This window comes from Pantoea allii (assembly GCF_046529425.1).
Lineage (GTDB): Bacteria > Pseudomonadota > Gammaproteobacteria > Enterobacterales > Enterobacteriaceae > Pantoea > Pantoea allii.
The window spans coordinates 2,168,540-2,186,990 of the sequence record NZ_CP125958.1; the positions used below are offsets into that span (position 1 = coordinate 2,168,540).

20 protein-coding genes are annotated in these 18,451 nt (G+C 53.1%); 11 read left to right on the plus strand and 9 right to left on the minus strand.

The genetic code is table 11. From position 1 onward, the window contains the following. Positions 1–34 precede the first annotated feature (34 nt). The 3 genes from QNH99_RS10250 to pabB form a co-directional block, all read right to left on the minus strand. Complete coding sequence (locus QNH99_RS10250) at positions 35–1,399, minus strand: L-serine ammonia-lyase (protein WP_063879846.1); 1,365 nt, start codon at positions 1,397–1,399, stop codon at positions 35–37. A gap of 186 nt (positions 1,400–1,585) precedes the next feature. Further along, on the minus strand, positions 1,586–2,149 hold the full coding sequence (locus QNH99_RS10255; RefSeq protein ID WP_410517636.1) for a CoA pyrophosphatase: 564 nt from the start codon (positions 2,147–2,149) through the stop codon (positions 1,586–1,588). Next, positions 2,150–3,508, minus strand: a complete 1,359-nt coding sequence (gene pabB, locus QNH99_RS10260) for an aminodeoxychorismate synthase component 1 (RefSeq protein ID WP_410517637.1) — start codon at positions 3,506–3,508, stop codon at positions 2,150–2,152. A 109-nt stretch (positions 3,509–3,617) separates the two neighbouring features. On the opposite strand from pabB, the gene QNH99_RS10265 reads away from it, so the two are divergent. After that, the gene (locus tag QNH99_RS10265; protein WP_063879843.1) at positions 3,618–3,803 is read left to right on the plus strand and encodes a YoaH family protein; all 186 of its coding nucleotides are present in this window, start codon (positions 3,618–3,620) and stop codon (positions 3,801–3,803) included. Between the two features lie 15 nt (positions 3,804–3,818). Here QNH99_RS10265 and QNH99_RS10270 read toward each other — a convergent pair whose 3' ends face one another. Then, the gene (locus QNH99_RS10270; protein WP_063879842.1) at positions 3,819–4,163 is read right to left on the minus strand and encodes a RidA family protein; all 345 of its coding nucleotides are present in this window, start codon (positions 4,161–4,163) and stop codon (positions 3,819–3,821) included. Between the two features lie 152 nt (positions 4,164–4,315). On the opposite strand from QNH99_RS10270, the gene QNH99_RS10275 reads away from it, so the two are divergent. The 6 genes from QNH99_RS10275 to rnd all read left to right on the plus strand — a co-directional run bounded on the left by QNH99_RS10275 (position 4,316) and on the right by rnd (position 11,030). Continuing rightward, complete coding sequence (locus QNH99_RS10275; RefSeq protein ID WP_186440800.1) at positions 4,316–4,483, plus strand: hypothetical protein; 168 nt, start codon at positions 4,316–4,318, stop codon at positions 4,481–4,483. Between the two features lie 136 nt (positions 4,484–4,619). After that, positions 4,620–6,530, plus strand: a complete 1,911-nt coding sequence (locus tag QNH99_RS10280) for an ATP-dependent DNA helicase (protein ID WP_096010494.1) — start codon at positions 4,620–4,622, stop codon at positions 6,528–6,530. A gap of 45 nt (positions 6,531–6,575) precedes the next feature. Further along, the gene (gene tsaB, locus QNH99_RS10285) at positions 6,576–7,274 is read left to right on the plus strand and encodes a tRNA (adenosine(37)-N6)-threonylcarbamoyltransferase complex dimerization subunit type 1 TsaB (protein WP_172897604.1); all 699 of its coding nucleotides are present in this window, start codon (positions 6,576–6,578) and stop codon (positions 7,272–7,274) included. A 60-nt stretch (positions 7,275–7,334) separates the two neighbouring features. Beyond that, positions 7,335–7,928, plus strand: coding sequence for a Slp family lipoprotein (locus tag QNH99_RS10290; protein ID WP_145393950.1), 594 nt, complete (start codon positions 7,335–7,337; stop codon positions 7,926–7,928). A 204-nt stretch (positions 7,929–8,132) separates the two neighbouring features. Beyond that, complete coding sequence (gene fadD, locus QNH99_RS10295) at positions 8,133–9,809, plus strand: long-chain-fatty-acid--CoA ligase FadD (RefSeq protein ID WP_241567652.1); 1,677 nt, start codon at positions 8,133–8,135, stop codon at positions 9,807–9,809. 99 nt (positions 9,810–9,908) lie between these two features. Next, positions 9,909–11,030 carry a ribonuclease D gene (gene rnd, locus QNH99_RS10300; RefSeq protein WP_410517638.1) on the plus strand — a complete coding sequence of 374 codons (1,122 nt, stop codon included), beginning with the start codon at positions 9,909–9,911 and terminating at the stop codon, positions 11,028–11,030. A 48-nt stretch (positions 11,031–11,078) separates the two neighbouring features. On the opposite strand, the gene minE is transcribed toward rnd, so the two are convergent. The 3 genes from minE to minC are packed head-to-tail and all read right to left on the minus strand — an operon-like array spanning position 11,079 to position 12,896. Then, on the minus strand, positions 11,079–11,348 hold the full coding sequence (minE, locus tag QNH99_RS10305; protein WP_063879837.1) for a cell division topological specificity factor MinE: 270 nt from the start codon (positions 11,346–11,348) through the stop codon (positions 11,079–11,081). A gap of 3 nt (positions 11,349–11,351) precedes the next feature. After that, positions 11,352–12,164: a septum site-determining protein MinD gene (gene minD / locus QNH99_RS10310; RefSeq protein ID WP_109716447.1), complete on the minus strand. Its 813-nt coding sequence runs from the start codon at positions 12,162–12,164 to the stop codon at positions 11,352–11,354. Between the two features lie 33 nt (positions 12,165–12,197). Next, complete coding sequence (gene minC, locus QNH99_RS10315) at positions 12,198–12,896, minus strand: septum site-determining protein MinC (protein WP_109716446.1); 699 nt, start codon at positions 12,894–12,896, stop codon at positions 12,198–12,200. 154 nt (positions 12,897–13,050) lie between these two features. On the opposite strand from minC, the gene QNH99_RS10320 reads away from it, so the two are divergent. From QNH99_RS10320 to QNH99_RS10330, 3 genes are all read left to right on the plus strand, one after another. Further along, positions 13,051–13,326: a YcgL domain-containing protein gene (locus QNH99_RS10320; protein WP_063879834.1), complete on the plus strand. Its 276-nt coding sequence runs from the start codon at positions 13,051–13,053 to the stop codon at positions 13,324–13,326. 299 nt (positions 13,327–13,625) lie between these two features. Continuing rightward, entirely contained in the window at positions 13,626–14,285 is a 660-nt protein-coding gene (locus tag QNH99_RS10325; RefSeq protein WP_063879833.1) for a fumarylacetoacetate hydrolase family protein, read from the plus strand. A gap of 63 nt (positions 14,286–14,348) precedes the next feature. Continuing rightward, a complete protein-coding gene (locus QNH99_RS10330; RefSeq protein ID WP_063879832.1) occupies positions 14,349–14,795 on the plus strand; it encodes a YcgN family cysteine cluster protein in 447 nt (148 codons plus the stop codon). Positions 14,796–14,836: 41 nt separating this feature from the next. Here QNH99_RS10330 and dsbB read toward each other — a convergent pair whose 3' ends face one another. Continuing rightward, positions 14,837–15,367 carry a disulfide bond formation protein DsbB gene (gene dsbB / locus QNH99_RS10335; protein ID WP_063879831.1) on the minus strand — a complete coding sequence of 177 codons (531 nt, stop codon included), beginning with the start codon at positions 15,365–15,367 and terminating at the stop codon, positions 14,837–14,839. A gap of 378 nt (positions 15,368–15,745) precedes the next feature. On the opposite strand from dsbB, the gene fadR reads away from it, so the two are divergent. After that, positions 15,746–16,465, plus strand: a complete 720-nt coding sequence (gene fadR / locus QNH99_RS10340) for a fatty acid metabolism transcriptional regulator FadR (protein WP_063879830.1) — start codon at positions 15,746–15,748, stop codon at positions 16,463–16,465. Between the two features lie 39 nt (positions 16,466–16,504). On the opposite strand, the gene QNH99_RS10345 is transcribed toward fadR, so the two are convergent. After that, the gene (locus QNH99_RS10345) at positions 16,505–18,040 is read right to left on the minus strand and encodes a SpoVR family protein (RefSeq protein WP_063879829.1); all 1,536 of its coding nucleotides are present in this window, start codon (positions 18,038–18,040) and stop codon (positions 16,505–16,507) included. Positions 18,041–18,451: the final 411 nt, after the last annotated feature.

Here is an 18,451-nt window from a genome sequence, read left to right on the forward strand (position 1 = left end):
AAAGCAAAAAATTAGAATTAAATCTCAAAAATGATTAGTCACACTGAACTTTTATTGCCAGACCGCCCCGTGACGTCTCGCGATATTTCGCATTCATGTCTTTGCCGGTCTCGTACATGGTTTCTATCACCTTATCCAGTGAAACGCGCGGTTCGCTGGTACGACGCAGGGCCATGCGTGCGGCATTGATGGCTTTCACTGATGCGATAGCATTACGTTCAATACAGGGCACCTGAACCTGGCCGGCTACGGGATCGCAAGTCAGGCCAAGGTTGTGCTCCATGCCGATTTCTGCGGCGACGCAAACCTGCTCCGGGCTTGCGCCTAACAGTTCTGCCAGACCTGCCGCCGCCATCGAACAGGCCACGCCAACTTCACCCTGACAACCGACCTCAGCACCGGAGATAGAGGCATTCATTTTGTAAAGAATACCAATGGCACCGGAGGCAAGGAAATAGCGAATAAAGATATCGGGTGTAACCGTTTCAATGAAGTGGTCATAGTAAGCCAGCACTGCCGGCACAATACCGCAGGCACCATTAGTGGGTGCGGTAACGACGCGCCCACCGGCGGCATTCTCTTCGTTTACCGCCAGCGCATACATGTTGATCCAGTCGATAACGACCATGGGATCGTTAGAGTGCTTGGCGGAGGAGATCAGTAAACGACGCAGCGAGGCAGCGCGGCGTGGAACGCGCAACGGGCCAGGCAGGACGCCTTCGGTGTTGAGACCGCGATCGATACAGGCCTGCATGGTTTGCCAAATTGTCGTGAAATACTGGTTAATCTCTTCACGCGAATGCAGCGCCAGTTCGTTTTTCATCACCAGGCCGGACAGGGAAAGCCCGGTCTCACGGCAGTGGGATAATAATTCTTTGGCAGAATGGAACGGCCAGGGCACGGACACTTCATCCAGCGCAGACTGACCGAAATGCTCCTCATCGACAATAAACCCACCGCCAACGGAGTAATAGGTTTTTGACAGCACCAGCAGATCGCCGGAAAACGCCAGCAGACGCAGGCCGTTTTCATGCAGCGAGAGATTCTCGCTGCGGAACACCATGCCGCCTTCGCGAGGGAAATCGACTTCATGGGCACCTTTCGCGATCAGCAAACGTTCCCGCTGTTGCACATCTTTAATGAAGGCGGGGATAGCATCGATATCGACGCTGTCAGGCGACTCACCCGCTAATCCCATAATAATGGCGATATCCGTATGGTGACCTTTGCCGGTCAGCGACAGGGAACCATAGACATCGACGGCGATGCGTGTCACCTCATGCAGTTTGCCCTGTTCAGACAACAGATCCACAAACTGTTTACCCGCTTTCATCGGACCGACCGTATGAGAACTGGATGGGCCAATGCCCACTTTAAACATGTCAAAAACCGAAATCATGGGTGACACTCCTCACAAAAAACGTTCAGACTGCCGCAGCAGTTTATGGCGCTAATAGTAAACGGCTAAGCAGGGTAAACGCGCTGCTTTTCGCATGAAATAAACTAATTAACACCACGAGAAAAAATTATAGTGTGATATTGCGCGGAAGCCTGTAAACAGGCTTAAAAATGGAGGCTGCGTCAATTAAAAAGCAATCTGCTGACTCAGCGAACGAATAATCCCTGCTGTCATTCCCCAGACCAGGTAATCCTGATAGCGCGACAACCAGACAGGATGACGAATCCCGGCGCTATAGTAATCAAGCTCGGCATAACGGCTCAGACGTAAAGCTTCCGTGAGCGGCATTTCAAACACACTTAACACTTCATCCGGATTGATGCGCAGCGCAATCTGGTCTGGAATGATGCCCACCACCGGCGTGACCTGAAACCCCGTGCTGCTGGTGACAGCCGGCAGACAGCCCAGGACATCGACCTGCAGAGGCGAAATACCCACTTCTTCGTGCGCTTCGCGTAATGCGGTGGCAACCAGAGAGGCATCTTCAGGGTCCTGCATGCCGCCGGGAAAGGCCACCTGTCCGGCGTGCTTCCGTAATCCGTGCGAACGCTGGGTGAGCAGTAAACCCGGCTGCTGGCGTGCCACTATGGGAATTAACACCGCAGCATGACGACCTGAGAGTGCTTGTGCAGGCTCCAGGGGCTGTTGCAGTAAAAAACGGGTGCGGAAATCCGCGAGCGTCAATGCCATTCAGGCCCCTTTTTCCAGCGCAGGTAAAATACGACTGACTTTATCCAGGGTTTCCTGATATTCAGATTCGACTTCGCTGTCCGCCACTAACCCGCCGCCGGCAGAGCAGTAAAGGTGATGATTTTCGGCCACCAGCGTGCGGATAGTGATACTGGTATCCATACGGCCACATAAACTCAGGTAACCGATGCTGCCACACCAGGCGTTGCGGCGTTGCGGCTCCAGCTCATCAATAATCTCCATGGCACGAATTTTAGGCGCGCCGGTGATCGAGCCGCCGGGAAAGCAGGCGCGCAGCAGATCGCAGGCCTGTAGGTGATCAGGCAGCGTGGCGCGAATAGTGCTGACCAGATGATGAACCGCAGGGAAGGGCTCCACCACAAAGAGTTCCGGGACGCTGACGGAACCCGCAACGGCGACCCGGCCAATATCATTACGCAGCAGATCGACAATCATCAGGTTCTCGGCGCGGTCTTTGGCCGAGGTACGCAGGCTTTCGGCCTGAGCCGCGTCAGCAACAGGATCGCGGTTACGCGGGCGGGTGCCTTTAATCGGCCGGGTCGTAATGACGTGTTGATCCAGCGCCATAAAGCGCTCGGGGGACAGGCTGAGGATGGCACTTTCCGGCAGACGTAAGAAGGCGCTGAACGGCGCGCGGTTGGTCTGGTTCAGTAGGCAAAAAGCACGCCATTCATCGCCCTGATAGCCTGCTTTAAAGCGCTGTGCCAGATTAACCTGATAGCAGTCGCCCGCCTGAATATAAGCCTGCACTTTGTGGAAGCGTTGCGCGTATTCATCCCGGCTAAGGTTGGACTGCCACTTGCTGGTCAGCGAGAAAGGCGCGGTTTCACGTTCGGGCCAGCCTTCAAGCCAGCGAAGACGCCGCGCAACATCATCAATGGCAACCAGCGTTAATGTGTGACAGTGATGGTCGGCAATCAGCGCCCAGCTATAAATGCCGATGGCCATATCCGGTGTATGAAGATCGGCGAGGGCGGTCTGCGGCAACTGCTCAAAACGCCGGCCCAGATCATAGCCAAACAGACCCAGCGCGCCGCCTAAAAACGGCAAGTCCGGATGGCGTTGCGGGGCAATGCCCAACGCGTCGCACTGCTGTTGTACCAGGGACAGGGGATCGTCCTGGCTACGTTGGGAGCGATCGCCCTGCTGAATTTCTGTTATCCTGCCCCGGGTCGTCAGCGTCGTCAGTGGATCGGCGGTCAGGATATCAAAACGATTGTCGCTGTGGTCAGCTTGTCCTGAAGACAACAGCATCGCCCACGGCAGATGCGCAATACGGGAAAAATAGTGGGTGATGGCGTCAGGCGAATAACTTAGGTTATGAGTTTGAACGATCATTGAGCACGAAATCTGACATCAGTAAGGCCGTTAGACTGACATATTTTTTCCTGACTGGCACCTGTTTGTTCCCCATGAAATAATGGCAGCCTCATAGCAGGAGTAAAACATGATTACAGGATTACCCGCACTTTCACACGACCAGCAGCAGCGCGCTGTTGAACGTATTCAGCAATTAATGGCTGGTGGCATGTCCAGCGGTGAAGCGATTACCCTGGTTGCGCAGGAGATTCGCGAAAGCCACACTGGTGAACTGATCCGGGCGCGCTTCGAAGATGAAGACGACGAAGGCTGACGCCCGGCAAGCGGTTTAGCGTGCAGCGATAATTTTTATTTCGACTTTATACTGTGGATTCATTAAACCTGCCTGAACCGTGCAGCGAACGGGCGCATTATCGGGCGAAACCCAGGCGTCCCAGGCGCGGTTCATTGCGGCAAAATCAGCTTTATCCACCAGGAAAATAGTGGCATCAAGGATTTTGCTTTTGTCACTGCCCACCCGCGTAAGCAGGGCATCAATCACCGCCAACGCATTGGCGGTTTGCGCTTCGGCATCCGCCTCCAGGTTTTCAGGCACGCTGGTATAATAAATCGTGTCGTTATGAATGACCGCTTCGGACATACGATGTTCTGGATCAATGCGCGTAATGCTCATCATCTTCTCCCTGTTTTTTTGAACGCCTAGCCTGCCATAATCCCGGTGCGATTGTCATCCGTTGCAGCGCGCACTGGGCGTCAGCCGCGCATCACGGGCGGAAAAATGGTATAAAACGTCGCTTACCGGTTCAGGACTAACAGGATGAAGGCATGGCGAATACGCAATATCTGTTTTGGGTGATGTTTGGAGCACTGGCACTGCTGTTTATCGTGATATCGACCTTTGTCGGCATGTCACGCACGGCCAAACAGGGGTTTATCACTCTGGCGGTGTTACTGGTGCTTCTGATTGCCGGCGCGCTTTACATCAGTCATTAGCGCTGAAAACGGCGTCATCCCTGGGTCTGCAGGCAACAGGACGGCAGGGTAATAAAGACGCCACCGTCAGCGATTTCCTTAAGTCAGGGAATGCTGGCATAATATACAGTGTTTTTTGCCGTTATTGAGAGGGTTCGTGGCAGACGATTTTGCAACTGATGGCGCGCTGGCAAAGGGCATTGCGGGATTTAAACCGCGTGAAGCCCAGCGTGAAATGGCGCAGGCCGTCGCGGAAGCCGTGCAGAATAGCGGCGAGCTGGTGGTTGAAGCGGGGACGGGGACAGGCAAAACCTATGCCTACCTGGCTCCGGCTTTACGCGCCAATAAAAAAGTGATCGTGTCCACTGGCTCTAAAGCCCTGCAGGATCAGCTCTACGCCCGCGATTTGCCTACCATTGCCAACGCGCTGAAGTTCACCGGTAAAACGGCGCTGCTGAAAGGTCGCTCTAACTACCTTTGCCTTGAGCGCATGGAACAACAGTCGGCGACCGGCGGCGATCTGAGCGTTCAGGCGCTCACGGATTTGGTGACGCTGCGCGCCTGGTCATCGCAAACCACGGATGGGGACATCAGTTCCTGTGCCGGCGTTACCGAAGACAGTCCGATTTGGCCGCTGGTGACCAGCACCAATGACAACTGTCTGGGCAGCGACTGCCCGCTGTACAAAGAGTGCTTTGTGGTGAAGGCGCGTAAGAAGGCCATGGACGCCGATGTCGTGGTGGTTAACCATCATCTGTTTCTTGCCGATCTGGTGGTGAAAGAGGGCGGATTCGGTGAGCTTATCCCCGAAGCGGACGTGATGATTTTTGATGAAGCCCATCAGCTGCCAGACATCGCCAGCCAGTATTTCGGTCAGCAGCTCTCCAGCCGCCAGTTAGGCGATCTGGCAAAAGACATCATTATTGCCTATCGCACGGAAGTCCGTGACGTACAGCAGCTGCAAAAATCAGCCGACCGTCTGGCACAATGCGCGCAGGACTTCCGTCTGGCGCTGGGCGAGCCGGGTTATCGCGGTAACCTGCGTGATCTACTCAGCGATAACAACATCATGCGCATGTTTACCCTGCTCGATGATGCGCTGGAGCTTTGTTACGACGTGATCAAGCTCTCGCTAGGGCGTTCGGCGCTGCTTGATGCGGCGTTTGAACGTGCAGCGCTCTATCGCACACGACTGAAACGGATACGCGCCATTAGTGAACCCGGCTTCAGTTACTGGTATGAATGCACATCGCGTCACTTTGTGCTGGCGCTGACGCCGTTATCGGTGGCCGAACGCTTCCGCGAAGTCATGGATAACCGTAAAGCCGCATGGATTTTCACGTCTGCGACCCTGGCCGTCGATGAAAAGATGGACCACTTTGCCGACCGGCTGGGCGTGAGCCAGGCTAAGAATCTGATCCTCAACAGTCCGTTTGACTATTCACAGCAGGCTTTGCTGTGCGTGCCGCGCAATCTGCCTGAACCCAATCGTCCGGGTGGTGCGCGTCAGTTGGCAAAAATGATGAAGCCGCTGATCGACGCGAACAAAGGCCGCTGTTTCTTTCTTTGTACCTCGCATCTGATGATGCGTGAGTTGGCCGCAGAGTTCCGTGCCTCTATGACGTTGCCGGTGTTAGTGCAGGGTGAAACCAGCAAAGGGCAACTGCTGAAGCAGTTCATTGATAAAGGCAATGCGCTGCTGGTGGCCACCAGCAGCTTTTGGGAAGGTGTGGATGTCCGTGGCGATGCGTTGTCGCTGGTGATCATCGACAAACTGCCGTTTACCTCGCCGGAAGATCCTCTGCTTAAAGCACGCATGGAAGACTGCCGGATTCGGGGTGGCGATCCCTTCAGCGACGTGCAACTGCCCGACGCGGTGATTACGCTTAAACAGGGCGTTGGCCGTTTGATTCGTGATACGGACGATCGTGGCGTGCTGGTGATTTGCGACCAGCGGCTGGTTTCCCGTCCCTATGGCGCGCTGTTTCTTAACAGTCTGCCGCCAACGCCACGAACACGTGATATTGCGCAAGCTATTGCCTTTATTCGTCAGCAACCTGGCGAGTAATTGTGTGCTAAGATGCGCGCCGTTTTTGAATCTTCAGAGGTCGTTATGTCGGTCCGAATTTTAGCGCTGGATACAGCGACAGAAGCCTGTTCTGCGGCATTGCTCAACGGGCAACAGATTGACGCGCGCTTTGAGATAGCGCCCCGCGATCACACGCAACGCATTTTACCCCTGATCGCAGAGCTGCTTGAGTCTCAGCAGCTTGAACTGACCGAACTCGACGCGCTGGCATTTGGCCGCGGGCCGGGCAGTTTTACTGGCGTCCGTATTGGTATCGGGATTGCCCAGGGCCTGGCGTTAGGTGCCGCCTTGCCGATGGCGGGCATCTCCACCCTGGCCACGCTGGCACAGGGTGCCTGGCGGCAGCACGGCGCAAACCGGGTGTTAACCGCGATTGATGCCCGTATGGGTGAAGTCTACTGGGCCGAATATCAGCGCGATGAACAGGGCAACTGGCAGGGGGAAGCGACTGAGAGCGTGCTGTCGCCCGCCGCCGCGCTGGCCCGGATGCAGGCGCTGGAAGGGGAATGGTACACCGCTGGAACGGGCTGGCAGGCCTGGCCGGACCTGCAGCAGGGGCACGCGCTGCAACTGGTCAACAGCAATGTGGCGCTGCCGGCCGCTGAAGATATGTTGCCACTGGCGGTCGCCGCATTACAGCAGGGCGCTACCGTGCAACCTGAACATGCCGAGCCCACTTATCTGAGAAACGAAGTGGCATGGAAAAAACTGCCCGGACGGTAAAATATGACGCAACTTATTGTTATCCAGGCACTCTAAACAGCAACGTTCAGGAGAATACCCATGTCAATGTGTCGTCGCGGTGTTGCAGGTTTGATGTTGGCCTGTGCCCTGGTTTTAAGTGGTTGTGTTTCCGTACCGGATAATATTAAGGGCAACTCGCCGATGCCCCAGCAGGACTTGCTGCGCGTAATGAAAGATCCGGCCATCTATGTTGGTCAGGAATCTCGCTTCGGCGGTAAAGTGGTTAACGTTATCAACCGCAACGGCAAAACCCGGCTGGAAATCGCAACGCAGCCGCTGGATGAGGGCGCAAGACCGGTGTTGGGTGCCAGCTCGCTTGGCCGAATCTATGCTGACATTCCGGGCTTTGTTGATCCTACCGATGTGAAAGATCAATACGTGACGGTGCTCGGCACGCTAAAAGGCACCGAGCAGGGCAAGATTGGCGAGGCAAATTACCAGTTTGTGGTCATCGACGTGCGGGGCTACCAGCGCTGGCATCTCACGCGCCAGATCGTTGCGCCACCACAGCCGATCGATCCGTGGATTTGGTACGGGCCAACGCGTCATCGCGGCGGTTACTGGGGGCCCAATCCTTACTGGGGCATGTATAACACCGGGCCTGCCCAGGTGGAAACTTTCCTGACGCCATAAGCGTTAGCCGTTTTTAATAAGCCCGGTCGCGGTGCTCGCAGCCGGGCTTTTTATTTGTATTGTTAACTAACACGAAATTTAGTGATGCACTTCGCAACCTCAACATGACAAGCAGAGCAAACTGGTACAATCAGTTAAAATATTGTTAAAAATACGATTGTCGAGGCGGCGATGAGTACACAACAAGATTATCGGGGTGAATCCTTGAATAAGGTTTGGCTAAAACGCTACCCGGCAGACGTACCTGCCGAAATCAATGCTGATCGTTACCACTCTCTGGTTGATATGTTTGAGCAGGCCGTTGTCCGCTACGCGGAACAGCCAGCTTTTTATAACATGGGTCAAAAGATGACCTATCGCCAACTGGACGAGAAAAGCCGGGCCTTCGCTGCCTATCTGCAACATGCGCTGAAACTGCAGCCCGGCGACCGTGTTGCTTTGATGATGCCGAACCTCCTGCAATATCCGGTGGCGCTGTTTGGTGTTCTGCGGGCAGGGATGGTGGTGGTCAACGTTAATCCGCTCTACACGCCGCGCGAATTAAAACATCAACTCAATGACAGCGGTGCCAGTGCGATCGTCATTGTTTCTAACTTTGCGCATACGCTGGAAAAAGTCGTCAGTGAAACCGCCGTGAAACACGTTGTTCTGACCCGCATGGGCGACCAGCTTGCGCCGGTTAAAGCCACGCTGGTGAACTTTGTGGTGAAGTATGTGAAGCGGCTGGTGCCCAAATATCATCTGCCAGGCGCGATATCGTTTCGCCATGTGCTGGATGCCGGTGAAAAAATGGCGTACCAGCGTCCGGAAGTCAGCAACGATGATCTGGCATTTTTGCAATACACGGGCGGCACCACCGGCGTGGCCAAAGGTGCCATGCTTACCCACCGCAATATGCAGGCCAACCTGGAGCAAACCAAAGCGACCTACGGCAAGCTGTTACGTGACGGTAAAGAGTGCGTCGTCACGGCATTACCGCTCTACCATATCTTTGCATTAACCGTTAACGGCTTGCTGTTCGTTGAGTTAGGCGGCCAGAATCTGTTAATCACCAATCCGCGCGACATTCCGGGCTTTGTTAAAGAGATCGCCAAATATCCGTTTACCGCCATTACCGGCGTGAATACGCTGTTCAATGCGCTGCTTAATGACGACAACTTTAACAAACTCGACTTCTCGACGTTACGCCTTTCAGCGGGCGGCGGCATGGCAGTCCAAAAAGCGGTGGCCGAACGCTGGGAAAAGCTCACAGGACACTATTTGCTGGAAGGCTATGGTCTGACGGAATGTTCCCCCCTGGTCTCGGTAAACCCCTATGACATCAGCTGTCACACGGGCAGTATCGGATTACCTGTGCCCTCAACGGACGTGATTATTCTGGATGAGAGCGGGAATGAAGTGCCTACCGGAGAGCCTGGCGAACTGTGCATCCGTGGCCCTCAGGTGATGCTCGGCTACTGGCAGCACCCGGAGGCCACAGCAGAAGTCCTGAAAAATGGCTGGCTCCATAGCGGGGATATTGTTACCGTTGATCCCGAAGGATTTATCCGTATCGTGGACCGCAAAAAGGATATGATTCTGGTGTCGGGCTTTAACGTCTATCCTAATGAGATTGAAGACGTCCTGATGCAGCATCCCAAAGTGCGTGAAGCGGCAGCGATCGGCGTGCCCAGCGAGCTGTCCGGCGAGGCCGTTAAAGTCTGCGTGGTTAAAAAAGATCTCTCGCTGACCAAAGAAGAACTGCTGGATCACTGTCGTCGCCAGCTCACAGGCTATAAAGTGCCTAAAATCGTCGAGTTTCGCGATGAACTGCCAAAAACCAATGTAGGAAAAATTCTGCGTCGCGAACTGCGCGACGAGGTGAAAACCAGCACAGGCTGATTCACCGTCAGGATTCAGGTTGAACGCCGGCGCTGTCCGGCGTTTTTATTGCTTTTAACATGGAGCACCGCACGTTGTCGGCTGCGGTGAAAACTGAACGTGAACTATTCCCTGATCGAGAACGATGATCACCTGGCCGAGGTGTGCCACAAAGCACGCCAGCATGCGGCCGTCGCCCTGGATACCGAATTTGTCCGTACCCGTACTTACTATCCGCAGCTGGGACTGATTCAGCTGTTTGATGGCGAACAGTTAGTGTTGATCGATCCGTTACCCGTTCGTGACTGGTCACCGTTTATTGAACTGCTAACGGACACCCGCGTGACGAAATTTCTCCATGCGGGCGGGGAAGATCTGGAAGTGTTCCTGCACCGTTTCGGTGTCCTGCCACAGCCGATGATTGATACACAGATTCTGGCGGCTTTCAGTGGTCAGCCGCTTTCCTGGGGATTTGCCTCAATGGTGGCGCACTTTACGCAGGTTGAATTAGATAAGAGTGAAGCGCGGACCGACTGGTTAGCCCGTCCGCTCACGGAACGGCAGTGCCAGTATGCGGCGGCGGATGTGCATTACCTGCTGCCGATTGCTCATCAACTGATACAGCAGGTTGAGCAGGCCGGTAATATGGCCGCGGCAGTGAGTGAATGCGAAAACCTGTGTCAGCGTCGGCTGGATACGTTAGCGCCGGAGGATGCGTGGCGTGACATCACTAACGCCTGGCAGTTGCGTCCGCGCCAGTTGGCGGCGCTGCAACGCCTGGCGGCATGGCGCCTGAAAGTGGCGCGTGAAAAAGACATGGCGGTCAATTTTGTGGTGCGTGAAGAGAACCTGTGGAAAGTCGCACGTTTTATGCCGGGTTCTCAGGGTGAGTTAGATCATCTGGGCTTATCGGGCCATGAGATTCGTTTCCACGGCAGGGCGATGCTGGCGCAGGTGGCAGAAGCCGCTGAGCTGGATGAGAGTGCGTTACCGCCGCCGTTAAGCAATCTGGTGGATCATGTGAATTACAAGCGGGCGTTTAAGGCAATCAAAGCGCTGGTACAGCAGGTGAGTGAGCAGAGTGGTTTTAGTCAGGAACTGCTGGCGTCTCGTCGACAGATCAATCAGGTGTTAAGTCAGCACTGGGGGCTTAAGCCACAGAACCGCGAACCCGAGCTGTTAACAGGCTGGCGTGGCGAGTTGCTGAAACCCGGTATTACCGACATCCTTGCCGGGCTGTAAAAAATTTCCCCTGCAACTGCGCAGGGGAAAGTCAGGAAACGGTTGACGTCATTTAGGCACGTCTTCCGTTTCGGGTAGCGTGACGTTCAGTTCAAGAATGGAGATATCATCCCCTTTCTGATCGAGTTGAACCGTCACCATGTCCGGATCAATCTTCACGTATCTGCAAATCACTTCAAGAATGTCGCGCTTAAGTTGCGGAAGATAATGGGGCTCACTGTCGCCCCTTCTCCGTTCTGCCACAATAATCTGTAGCCTTTCCTTGGCTATATTGGCAGTGTTCTTCTTCCGGGATAAAAAGAAATCAAGTAATGCCATGGTTTATCCCCCGAACAGGCGTTTCAGGAAACCCTTCTTCTCTTCTTCAATAAAGCGGAAGGGGCGAACTTCACCGAGTAACCGGTCAACGGTATCGGAATAGGCTTTACCAGCATCAGACTCACCGTCCAGAATCACCGGCTCGCCCTGGTTAGAGGCACGAAGCACGGACTGATCTTCCGGGATCACGCCGACCAGAGGAATGCGCAGAATTTCCAGCACATCTTCCATGCTCAGCATATCGCCACGATTAACGCGACCCGGGTTATAACGGGTCAGCAGCAGATGCTCCTTAACCGGTTCCTGGCTGGTTTCAGCGCGGCGGGATTTTGAAGAGATGATGCCGAGAATACGGTCTGAGTCGCGGACAGAGGAGACTTCCGGGTTAGTGGTAATAATGGCTTCATCTGCAAAATACAGTGCCATTAACGCCCCGGTTTCAATGCCGGCTGGCGAATCACAGACGATGAAGTCAAACGCCATCTCTGCAAGATCGTTCAGGACCTTTTCGACACCTTCACGAGTCAGGGCGTCTTTATCACGGGTTTGTGAGGCTGGCAGAATATAAAGTTGCTCAGTGCGCTTATCACGAATCAATGCCTGGTTCAGCGTGGCATCACCCTGAATGACATTAACAAAATCGTAAACAACCCGGCGTTCGCAGCCCATGATTAAATCAAGGTTACGCAGGCCGATATCAAAGTCGATGACAACCGTTTTTTTGCCTTTCTGCGCTAAACCGGTGGCGATGGCCGCGCTTGACGTGGTCTTACCAACGCCCCCTTTACCGGATGTAACTACAATAATGCGTGCCATAAATGTTGATTTCCTTAACGAAAGAAAAGGGGCCTAATTAAGTGTCTGTATAGTCAGCGCGCCATCCTGAAGACAGAGGCGTGCTGCTTTAGCAAAAAACGCTTCGGGGATTTGATCCATGATCCAGTACTCCCCGGCGATAGAAACCAACTCTGCTGCAAGGTTGGTGCAAAAAATCTGGCAATCGCTGTCACCGCTGGCGCCTGCCAGAGCACGGCCACGCATCATGCCATAGATATGAATATTGCCATCAGCGACCAGTTCCGCACCGGCGCTCACGCTGCTGGTGACGATCAAATCCGCATTGCGGGCATAAATTTGCTGGCCAGAGCGCACCGGCGTGTTAACGATGCGTGTTTTCGCTACCAGCGGTTCGGCTGCAGCGGGCTTGAGTTCCGGCTCCTGCGCGTCACGCTTGTGGCTCTCTTTGCCTTCAGCCAGCACCGGAAGTCCGACGCGGGCAATCATTTTTTTCAGCGCATCATCTTTGCATCCACTGACCCCGACGATACGCAGTCCCGTTTCGCTCACGGCCTGCTGCATCTGTTTCCAGTTCACCGCGGCATCGAGGGCCGCAACATTCAGCACCACGGGTGCGTTCTTCAGGAAATCTGGAGCCTGGTCAATTTTGTCCTGGAGCGCTTTGCGGATCACCTCTGGCTCATGGTGATGCAAATGAACGACGGACAAGGTAAAACTGCTTCCCTTAAATTCGATTGGCGATTGCGGCATCTGTCCCGACTCAGTCCTGTTTTACTACCCTGTGCTAAGCGATGATAAAAGCATCGTTAAAGCGCGATCGGCGAATATTCGAAGTACTGCAAGCATGTTATAGTTACCGCTATATTCAAACAAGCCTCAGCGCTGGTTAATTCGAGTAAAAAATATGTTTTGTGTGATCTACAGAAGTCCGGTCCGCGACCGAACTTATCTCTACGTTGAAAAAAAGGACGATTTTTCACGCGTTCCTGACGCCCTGCTCAAAGGCTTTGGTAAGCCGCAACTCGCGATGGTGGTAAACCTTGCCCAACGCGACAAACTGGCTAATGCAGACATCAATAACGTTAAGCAGGGTTTAAGCGATCAGGGATATTATTTGCAAATTCCCCCACCGATCGAAAGTTTGTTAAAAACGCATCTCGAACACGACAGAAAAGATTAACTCGGATTGTTCCTTTAATATAAATTTTGCGCGACGGTCGGCGGCCAATTTATATTCCCAGCCGGGGTGAATAATAATTGTGCAGCACCGCTGTTTTTTTGCTTTTTCAGCGCAATCCGATCGGTCATCGGTTCGCGGTGACGCACAAATAGCCTGGCTGACTTGTTGACAATTTTCACGCATCTGTCAGGTTTAACCACTCTTAACCGTTATGAGCAGGCTGGCTTTGCGTGCCGTCTGTCCGTAACGTCAACCCGCCGATATGGCTGACATTTCGGTAACATAAGCAGGGGATTAGCATGTATCAGCATCGTAACTGGCAAGGCGCTTTGTTAGATTATCCCGTGGGTAAAGTGGTGTGTGTTGGCAGTAACTATGCGAAGCACATTAAAGAGATGGGCAGTGCGACACCAACCGAACCGGTAATTTTTATTAAACCGCAAACGGCCTTATGCGATATGCGTCAGCCTTTATCGATTCCTGATGCGTTTGGTGAAGTGCATCATGAGGTTGAGCTGGCGGTGCTGATTGGCACCACCCTGAAACAGGCTTCAGACGCGCATGTGGCCAAAGCCATTGCCGGTTATGGTGTGGCACTGGATTTAACCCTGCGCGATCTCCAGGCGGGCTTAAAAAAAGCCGGGCAGCCCTGGGAAAAAGCGAAAGCCTTTGATAACGCCTGTCCTCTGTCGGGTTTTATTCCAACTGCGGAATTTTCAGGTGATCCACAGAACACCGAACTGAAGCTGGTCGTGAACGGTGAGGTTCGTCAGCACGGCAATACCGCCGATATGATTCACAAAATCCTGCCGCTGATTGCCCATATGAGCCAGTATTTTACCCTGCACGCGGGTGACGTCATCCTGACCGGTACGCCGGAAGGCGTTGGGCCAATGCACGCTGGCGATACGTTAGAGGTTTCCATCGCGGGCCATGGCATCAGCACGCGGGTACTGTAAAACTTGCATCATTGGGCCAATATCTTTATAAGGTGCGGTTTACGCTAAATCTGGACAACCATCATGACTGAAACCCCTTTCTGGCAACACAAGCGCCTGGCACAAATGAGCGATGAGGAATGGGAATCCTTGTGTGATGGTTGTGGCCAGTGCTGTCTGAACAAGTTACAGGACGCCGATACCGATGAAATTTATTTCACCAACGTTGCCTGTAACCAGCTCAACATCAAAACCTGCCAGTGTCGCAATTACGAGCGCCGGTTTGAATATGAAGAAGACTGCATCAAGCTGACGCGCGAAAACCTGACGACCTTTAACTGGTTGCCTCGCACCTGCGCCTATCGACTCCTGGGCGAGGGGAAACCGCTACCGGCCTGGCACCCGTTGCGCGCAGGGTCAAAAACCGAGATGCACGCTCAGCGCATTTCGGTGCGCTATATTGCCGTGCGGGAAAGTGAAGTCCGCGACTGGGAAGATCATATTATCGACCGGCCAGATCGGAACGGATGATGCTTATAAACGAAAGGCTGCCAGCGGCAGCCTTTTTTACGTTAGCGACCAAATAAGTCGCGGCGTTTAGGTTTCAACGGCTGAGCGATCAGTACCAGCACGCCGACTAACAGATAGGCGGCGAAAATACCGATCATCCACTGTGGCATGCTGAGAGACAGAAAATCCCATCCGCGATCTGAGCAATCCCCGCTGGCAACAAATACCGACGGCAGCCATTTATCCAGCGGCAACCATGTCGGGAAACGCGCAGCGAAATCACAGGTCACAAAGGGATTGGGATGCAGCAGGATCATCGTGTGTTCGTAAGACAACTGCAGCCCTTTCCAGGCGCTGTAAATCCACACCAGAATCGCCACCAGGCGTAACGGTGAGCGAGGCAGAAGAAAGCCGATAACGCCTGCCGCCACTACGCCGAACAGCGCGCAGCGGACATAAATACACATTACGCAGGGTTTGAAGCCCAAACCATGCTGAAACCATAACGCCGTAAGCTCCAAGGCCAGTGCTGTGAGTGCCAGTAATAACCAGGCACCGCGACCACGCGAACATTGGTTTAAATATCGCAACATATTGCATTCCCTGTAAACGTCAAGCCAGCAGTGTAAACCAAAAGTCGCTGCACGCCATCCTGCGTGGATAAAAAATCATGTACAAACATGACCTGACACTGCTCCAGATTAATGACCTCACGCAAACCGCCACACAGCATGTTATTGCTGTTCGTCGGTGGCGCTAAACCGGATAGGCAAGACCGCAGCCGTTGCGGTGGTGCAGGCGCAAAAATGAGGTGTGATGTGGGCTTAAATGGCGTCAGAGATTATCACGGTAATCTGTCTTAATTTTGTGCTAAACCGCGCTTTTAATCGTTGTGCAGGCTATATCCGCTATAGGGCGTCTGGTATGATGAGTGCCCATTACGATCCAGAAAGCAATGAGAACACACAGTTATGGTTATTAAGGCGCAGAGTCCAGCCGGATTTGCTGAAGAGTATATAATTGAAAGCATCTGGAACAGCCGTTTTCCACCCGGATCGATTCTTCCTGCTGAACGTGAGCTTTCTGAACTGATTGGCGTGACGCGCACCACGTTACGTGAAGTGTTACAGCGTCTGGCACGTGACGGCTGGCTGACGATTCAGCACGGTAAACCCACGCGCGTTAACAATTTCTGGGAAACCTCGGGTCTTAATATTCTTGAAACCCTGGCGCGACTCGATCACGACAGCGTGCCCGCACTGATCGATAACCTGTTATCCGTTCGCACCAATATTTCCTCTATCTTTATTAGCCGCGCATTACGCCATTATCCTGAGAAGGCGCGCGAAGTGCTGGAGGCCGTCAATAGTGCTGAAGACCAGGTCGATAGCTATACCGAACTGGATTACAAGGTGTTCCGTGGCCTGGCGTTTGCCTCCGGCAACCCAATCTATGGCCTGATCCTGAACGGGCTGAAAGGGCTCTATACCCGGGTTGGACGACACTACTTTTCTAATCCGGAAGCCCGCAAAGTGGCCCGGGATTTCTATCAGACGCTGCTTGCCCTGTGTGATAAAGAGCCCACTCAGGACGAAATCGTCGAGTGCGTGCGCCGCTATGGCCGTCAGAGCGGGGATATCTGGCATTCAATGCAAAAAACGATGCCTGATGATTTAGGCAGCAAGCGTTAATAAAAAACCGGACGTGACGTCCGGTTTTTTTTTGTCCATTTACAGCGGGGAGTTACGCGGTGGATTTCGGTCCAGTAGCTCTACTGTTCCGTCTTCATTCTGTTGTTCCAGAATCACATCAAACCCCCACAGGCGATGGACGTGCTTAAGCACTTCCCGGCGGCTTTTATCCAGCGGTGCACGACTTTGCGGTACATAGCGCAGGGTCAGTGAACGATCGCCGCGTAAGTCGACGTTATAAACCTGTATGTTGGGTTCCAGATTACTCAGGTTGTACTGCGCCGAAAGCTGCTGGCGAACGGCGCGGTAGCCGGATTCATCGTGGATAGCTGCAATCTCCAGAAAGTTATTACGATCGTCATCCAGCACGGTAAACAGACGGAAGTCACGCATGACCTTAGGCGACAGGAACTGGCTGATAAAGCTCTCATCTTTAAATTCACGCATCGCAAAATGCATCGTTTTAAGCCAGTCAGAACCCGCAATATCCGGGAACCAGTAGCGATCTTCTTCGGTTGGCGACTGGCAAATGCGTTTGATGTCCTGGAACATGGCAAAACCTAACGCATACGGATTAATCCCGCTGTACCACTGGCTGTTATAAGGCGGCTGAAAAATGACGTTGGTATGGCTGTGCAAAAACTCCATCATAAAGCGTTCAGACACTTTGCCTTCATCATAGAGGTGATTCAGGATGGTGTAGTGCCAGAAGGTTGCCCAGCCTTCATTCATCACCTGGGTTTGTTTCTGCGGGTAAAAATACTGGCTCACCTTACGGACGATACGCAAAATTTCACGCTGCCAGGATTCAAGCAGCGGGGCATTCTTTTCCATAAAGTAGAGCAGGTTTTCCTGCGGCTCTGACGGGTAACGCGCCGCTTCAATCTGAGTGGCTTCTTTTTCCCGTCGTGGCAGCGTACGCCACAGCGTATTCACCTGACTCTGTAAATACTCTTCACGGCTTTTCTGACGTGCTTTCTCTTCCTGCAGCGAGATCTTCTGCGGACGTTTATAGCGATCAACCCCGTAGTTCATTAAGGCATGGCAGGAATCAAGCAGGCGCTCTACCTCCTCTACACCGTAACGCTCTTCGCAGTCAGAGATGTAATTTTTAGCAAACAGCAAATAGTCGACGATGGAGCTGGCGTCGGTCCAGCTCCGAAACAGGTAGTTGTTTTTAAAGAAGGAGTTATGTCCGTAGCAGGCATGGGCCATCACCAGCGCCTGCATGGTCATGGTGTTCTCTTCCATCAGGTAGGCGATACAGGGATTGGAGTTAATCACAATCTCGTAAGCCAGGCCTTGCTGTCCGTGTTTATAGCGCTGTTCGGTTTCGATAAATTTTTTGCCGAATGACCAGTGCGAGTAGTTAATCGGCATGCCGACACTGGAGTAGGCATCCATCATCTGTTCTGAGGTGATCACTTCAATTTGGTGCGGGTAGGTATCCAGACCGTAGTGTTTGGCTACACGGTCAATTTCAGCCAGATAGACATCCAGTAATTCGAATGTCCAGTCAGGACCATCGCTAATTCGTTTGCTGTCCATGAGGGAATCGTCAAAGATTGTGGTCATAGCGCACCTCTGTTTTGGCGAACGAGCTAACGCTGACTGGCTGCCCGTTACGATTTATTTAAGGCTCTTCCTGAGAAAGGAAACCCAAAAAAACTGAGTGAACATATCAATGATAGTTCACTGTCGCTTATCCGATCGGGGAACTCAAACGAATTCTTTGGCAGAAAAATCATTTCAGGTTGAAAGGGTTGGGATTAAATAGCCCTACTTGCTGCGCTGTGGGTTTTTTTTAGCATAAAGCACTGCTTTTTAGGATAAAGGCGCGCGTCAAATGATTCTCCTGCAAGAGGAGGAATTAACTATAAACAATGTCATTTATGCCTGATTTTTTGCATCAGGGCGCATAAATCTCTGAATTTCAGTCTGTGAAATGATTTTAGTTACCTGCTGACGGAAAAAGAGGTGAAATAG

Bases quoted from the DNA above. Each gene is read 5' to 3' on its own strand.
- dsbB (WP_063879831.1), bottom strand. From the start codon at position 15,367: ATGTTGCGATATTTAAACCAATGTTCGCGTGGTCGCGGTGCCTGGTTA.
- pabB (WP_410517637.1), bottom strand. From the start codon at position 3,508: ATGATCGTTCAAACTCATAACCTAAGTTATTCGCCTGACGCCATCACC.
- QNH99_RS10250 (WP_063879846.1), bottom strand. From the start codon at position 1,399: ATGATTTCGGTTTTTGACATGTTTAAAGTGGGCATTGGCCCATCCAGT.
- QNH99_RS10345 (WP_063879829.1), bottom strand. From the start codon at position 18,040: ATGACCACAATCTTTGACGATTCCCTCATGGACAGCAAACGAATTAGC.
- QNH99_RS10265 (WP_063879843.1), top strand. From the start codon at position 3,618: ATGATTACAGGATTACCCGCACTTTCACACGACCAGCAGCAGCGCGCT.
- QNH99_RS10270 (WP_063879842.1), bottom strand. From the start codon at position 4,163: ATGAGCATTACGCGCATTGATCCAGAACATCGTATGTCCGAAGCGGTC.
- minC (WP_109716446.1), bottom strand. From the start codon at position 12,896: ATGCCGCAATCGCCAATCGAATTTAAGGGAAGCAGTTTTACCTTGTCC.
- QNH99_RS10275 (WP_186440800.1), top strand. From the start codon at position 4,316: ATGGCGAATACGCAATATCTGTTTTGGGTGATGTTTGGAGCACTGGCA.
- QNH99_RS10320 (WP_063879834.1), top strand. From the start codon at position 13,051: ATGTTTTGTGTGATCTACAGAAGTCCGGTCCGCGACCGAACTTATCTC.
- tsaB (WP_172897604.1), top strand. From the start codon at position 6,576: ATGTCGGTCCGAATTTTAGCGCTGGATACAGCGACAGAAGCCTGTTCT.
- QNH99_RS10290 (WP_145393950.1), top strand. From the start codon at position 7,335: ATGTCAATGTGTCGTCGCGGTGTTGCAGGTTTGATGTTGGCCTGTGCC.
- minD (WP_109716447.1), bottom strand. From the start codon at position 12,164: ATGGCACGCATTATTGTAGTTACATCCGGTAAAGGGGGCGTTGGTAAG.
- QNH99_RS10255 (WP_410517636.1), bottom strand. From the start codon at position 2,149: ATGGCATTGACGCTCGCGGATTTCCGCACCCGTTTTTTACTGCAACAG.
- fadR (WP_063879830.1), top strand. From the start codon at position 15,746: ATGGTTATTAAGGCGCAGAGTCCAGCCGGATTTGCTGAAGAGTATATA.
- QNH99_RS10330 (WP_063879832.1), top strand. From the start codon at position 14,349: ATGACTGAAACCCCTTTCTGGCAACACAAGCGCCTGGCACAAATGAGC.
- QNH99_RS10325 (WP_063879833.1), top strand. From the start codon at position 13,626: ATGTATCAGCATCGTAACTGGCAAGGCGCTTTGTTAGATTATCCCGTG.
- minE (WP_063879837.1), bottom strand. From the start codon at position 11,348: ATGGCATTACTTGATTTCTTTTTATCCCGGAAGAAGAACACTGCCAAT.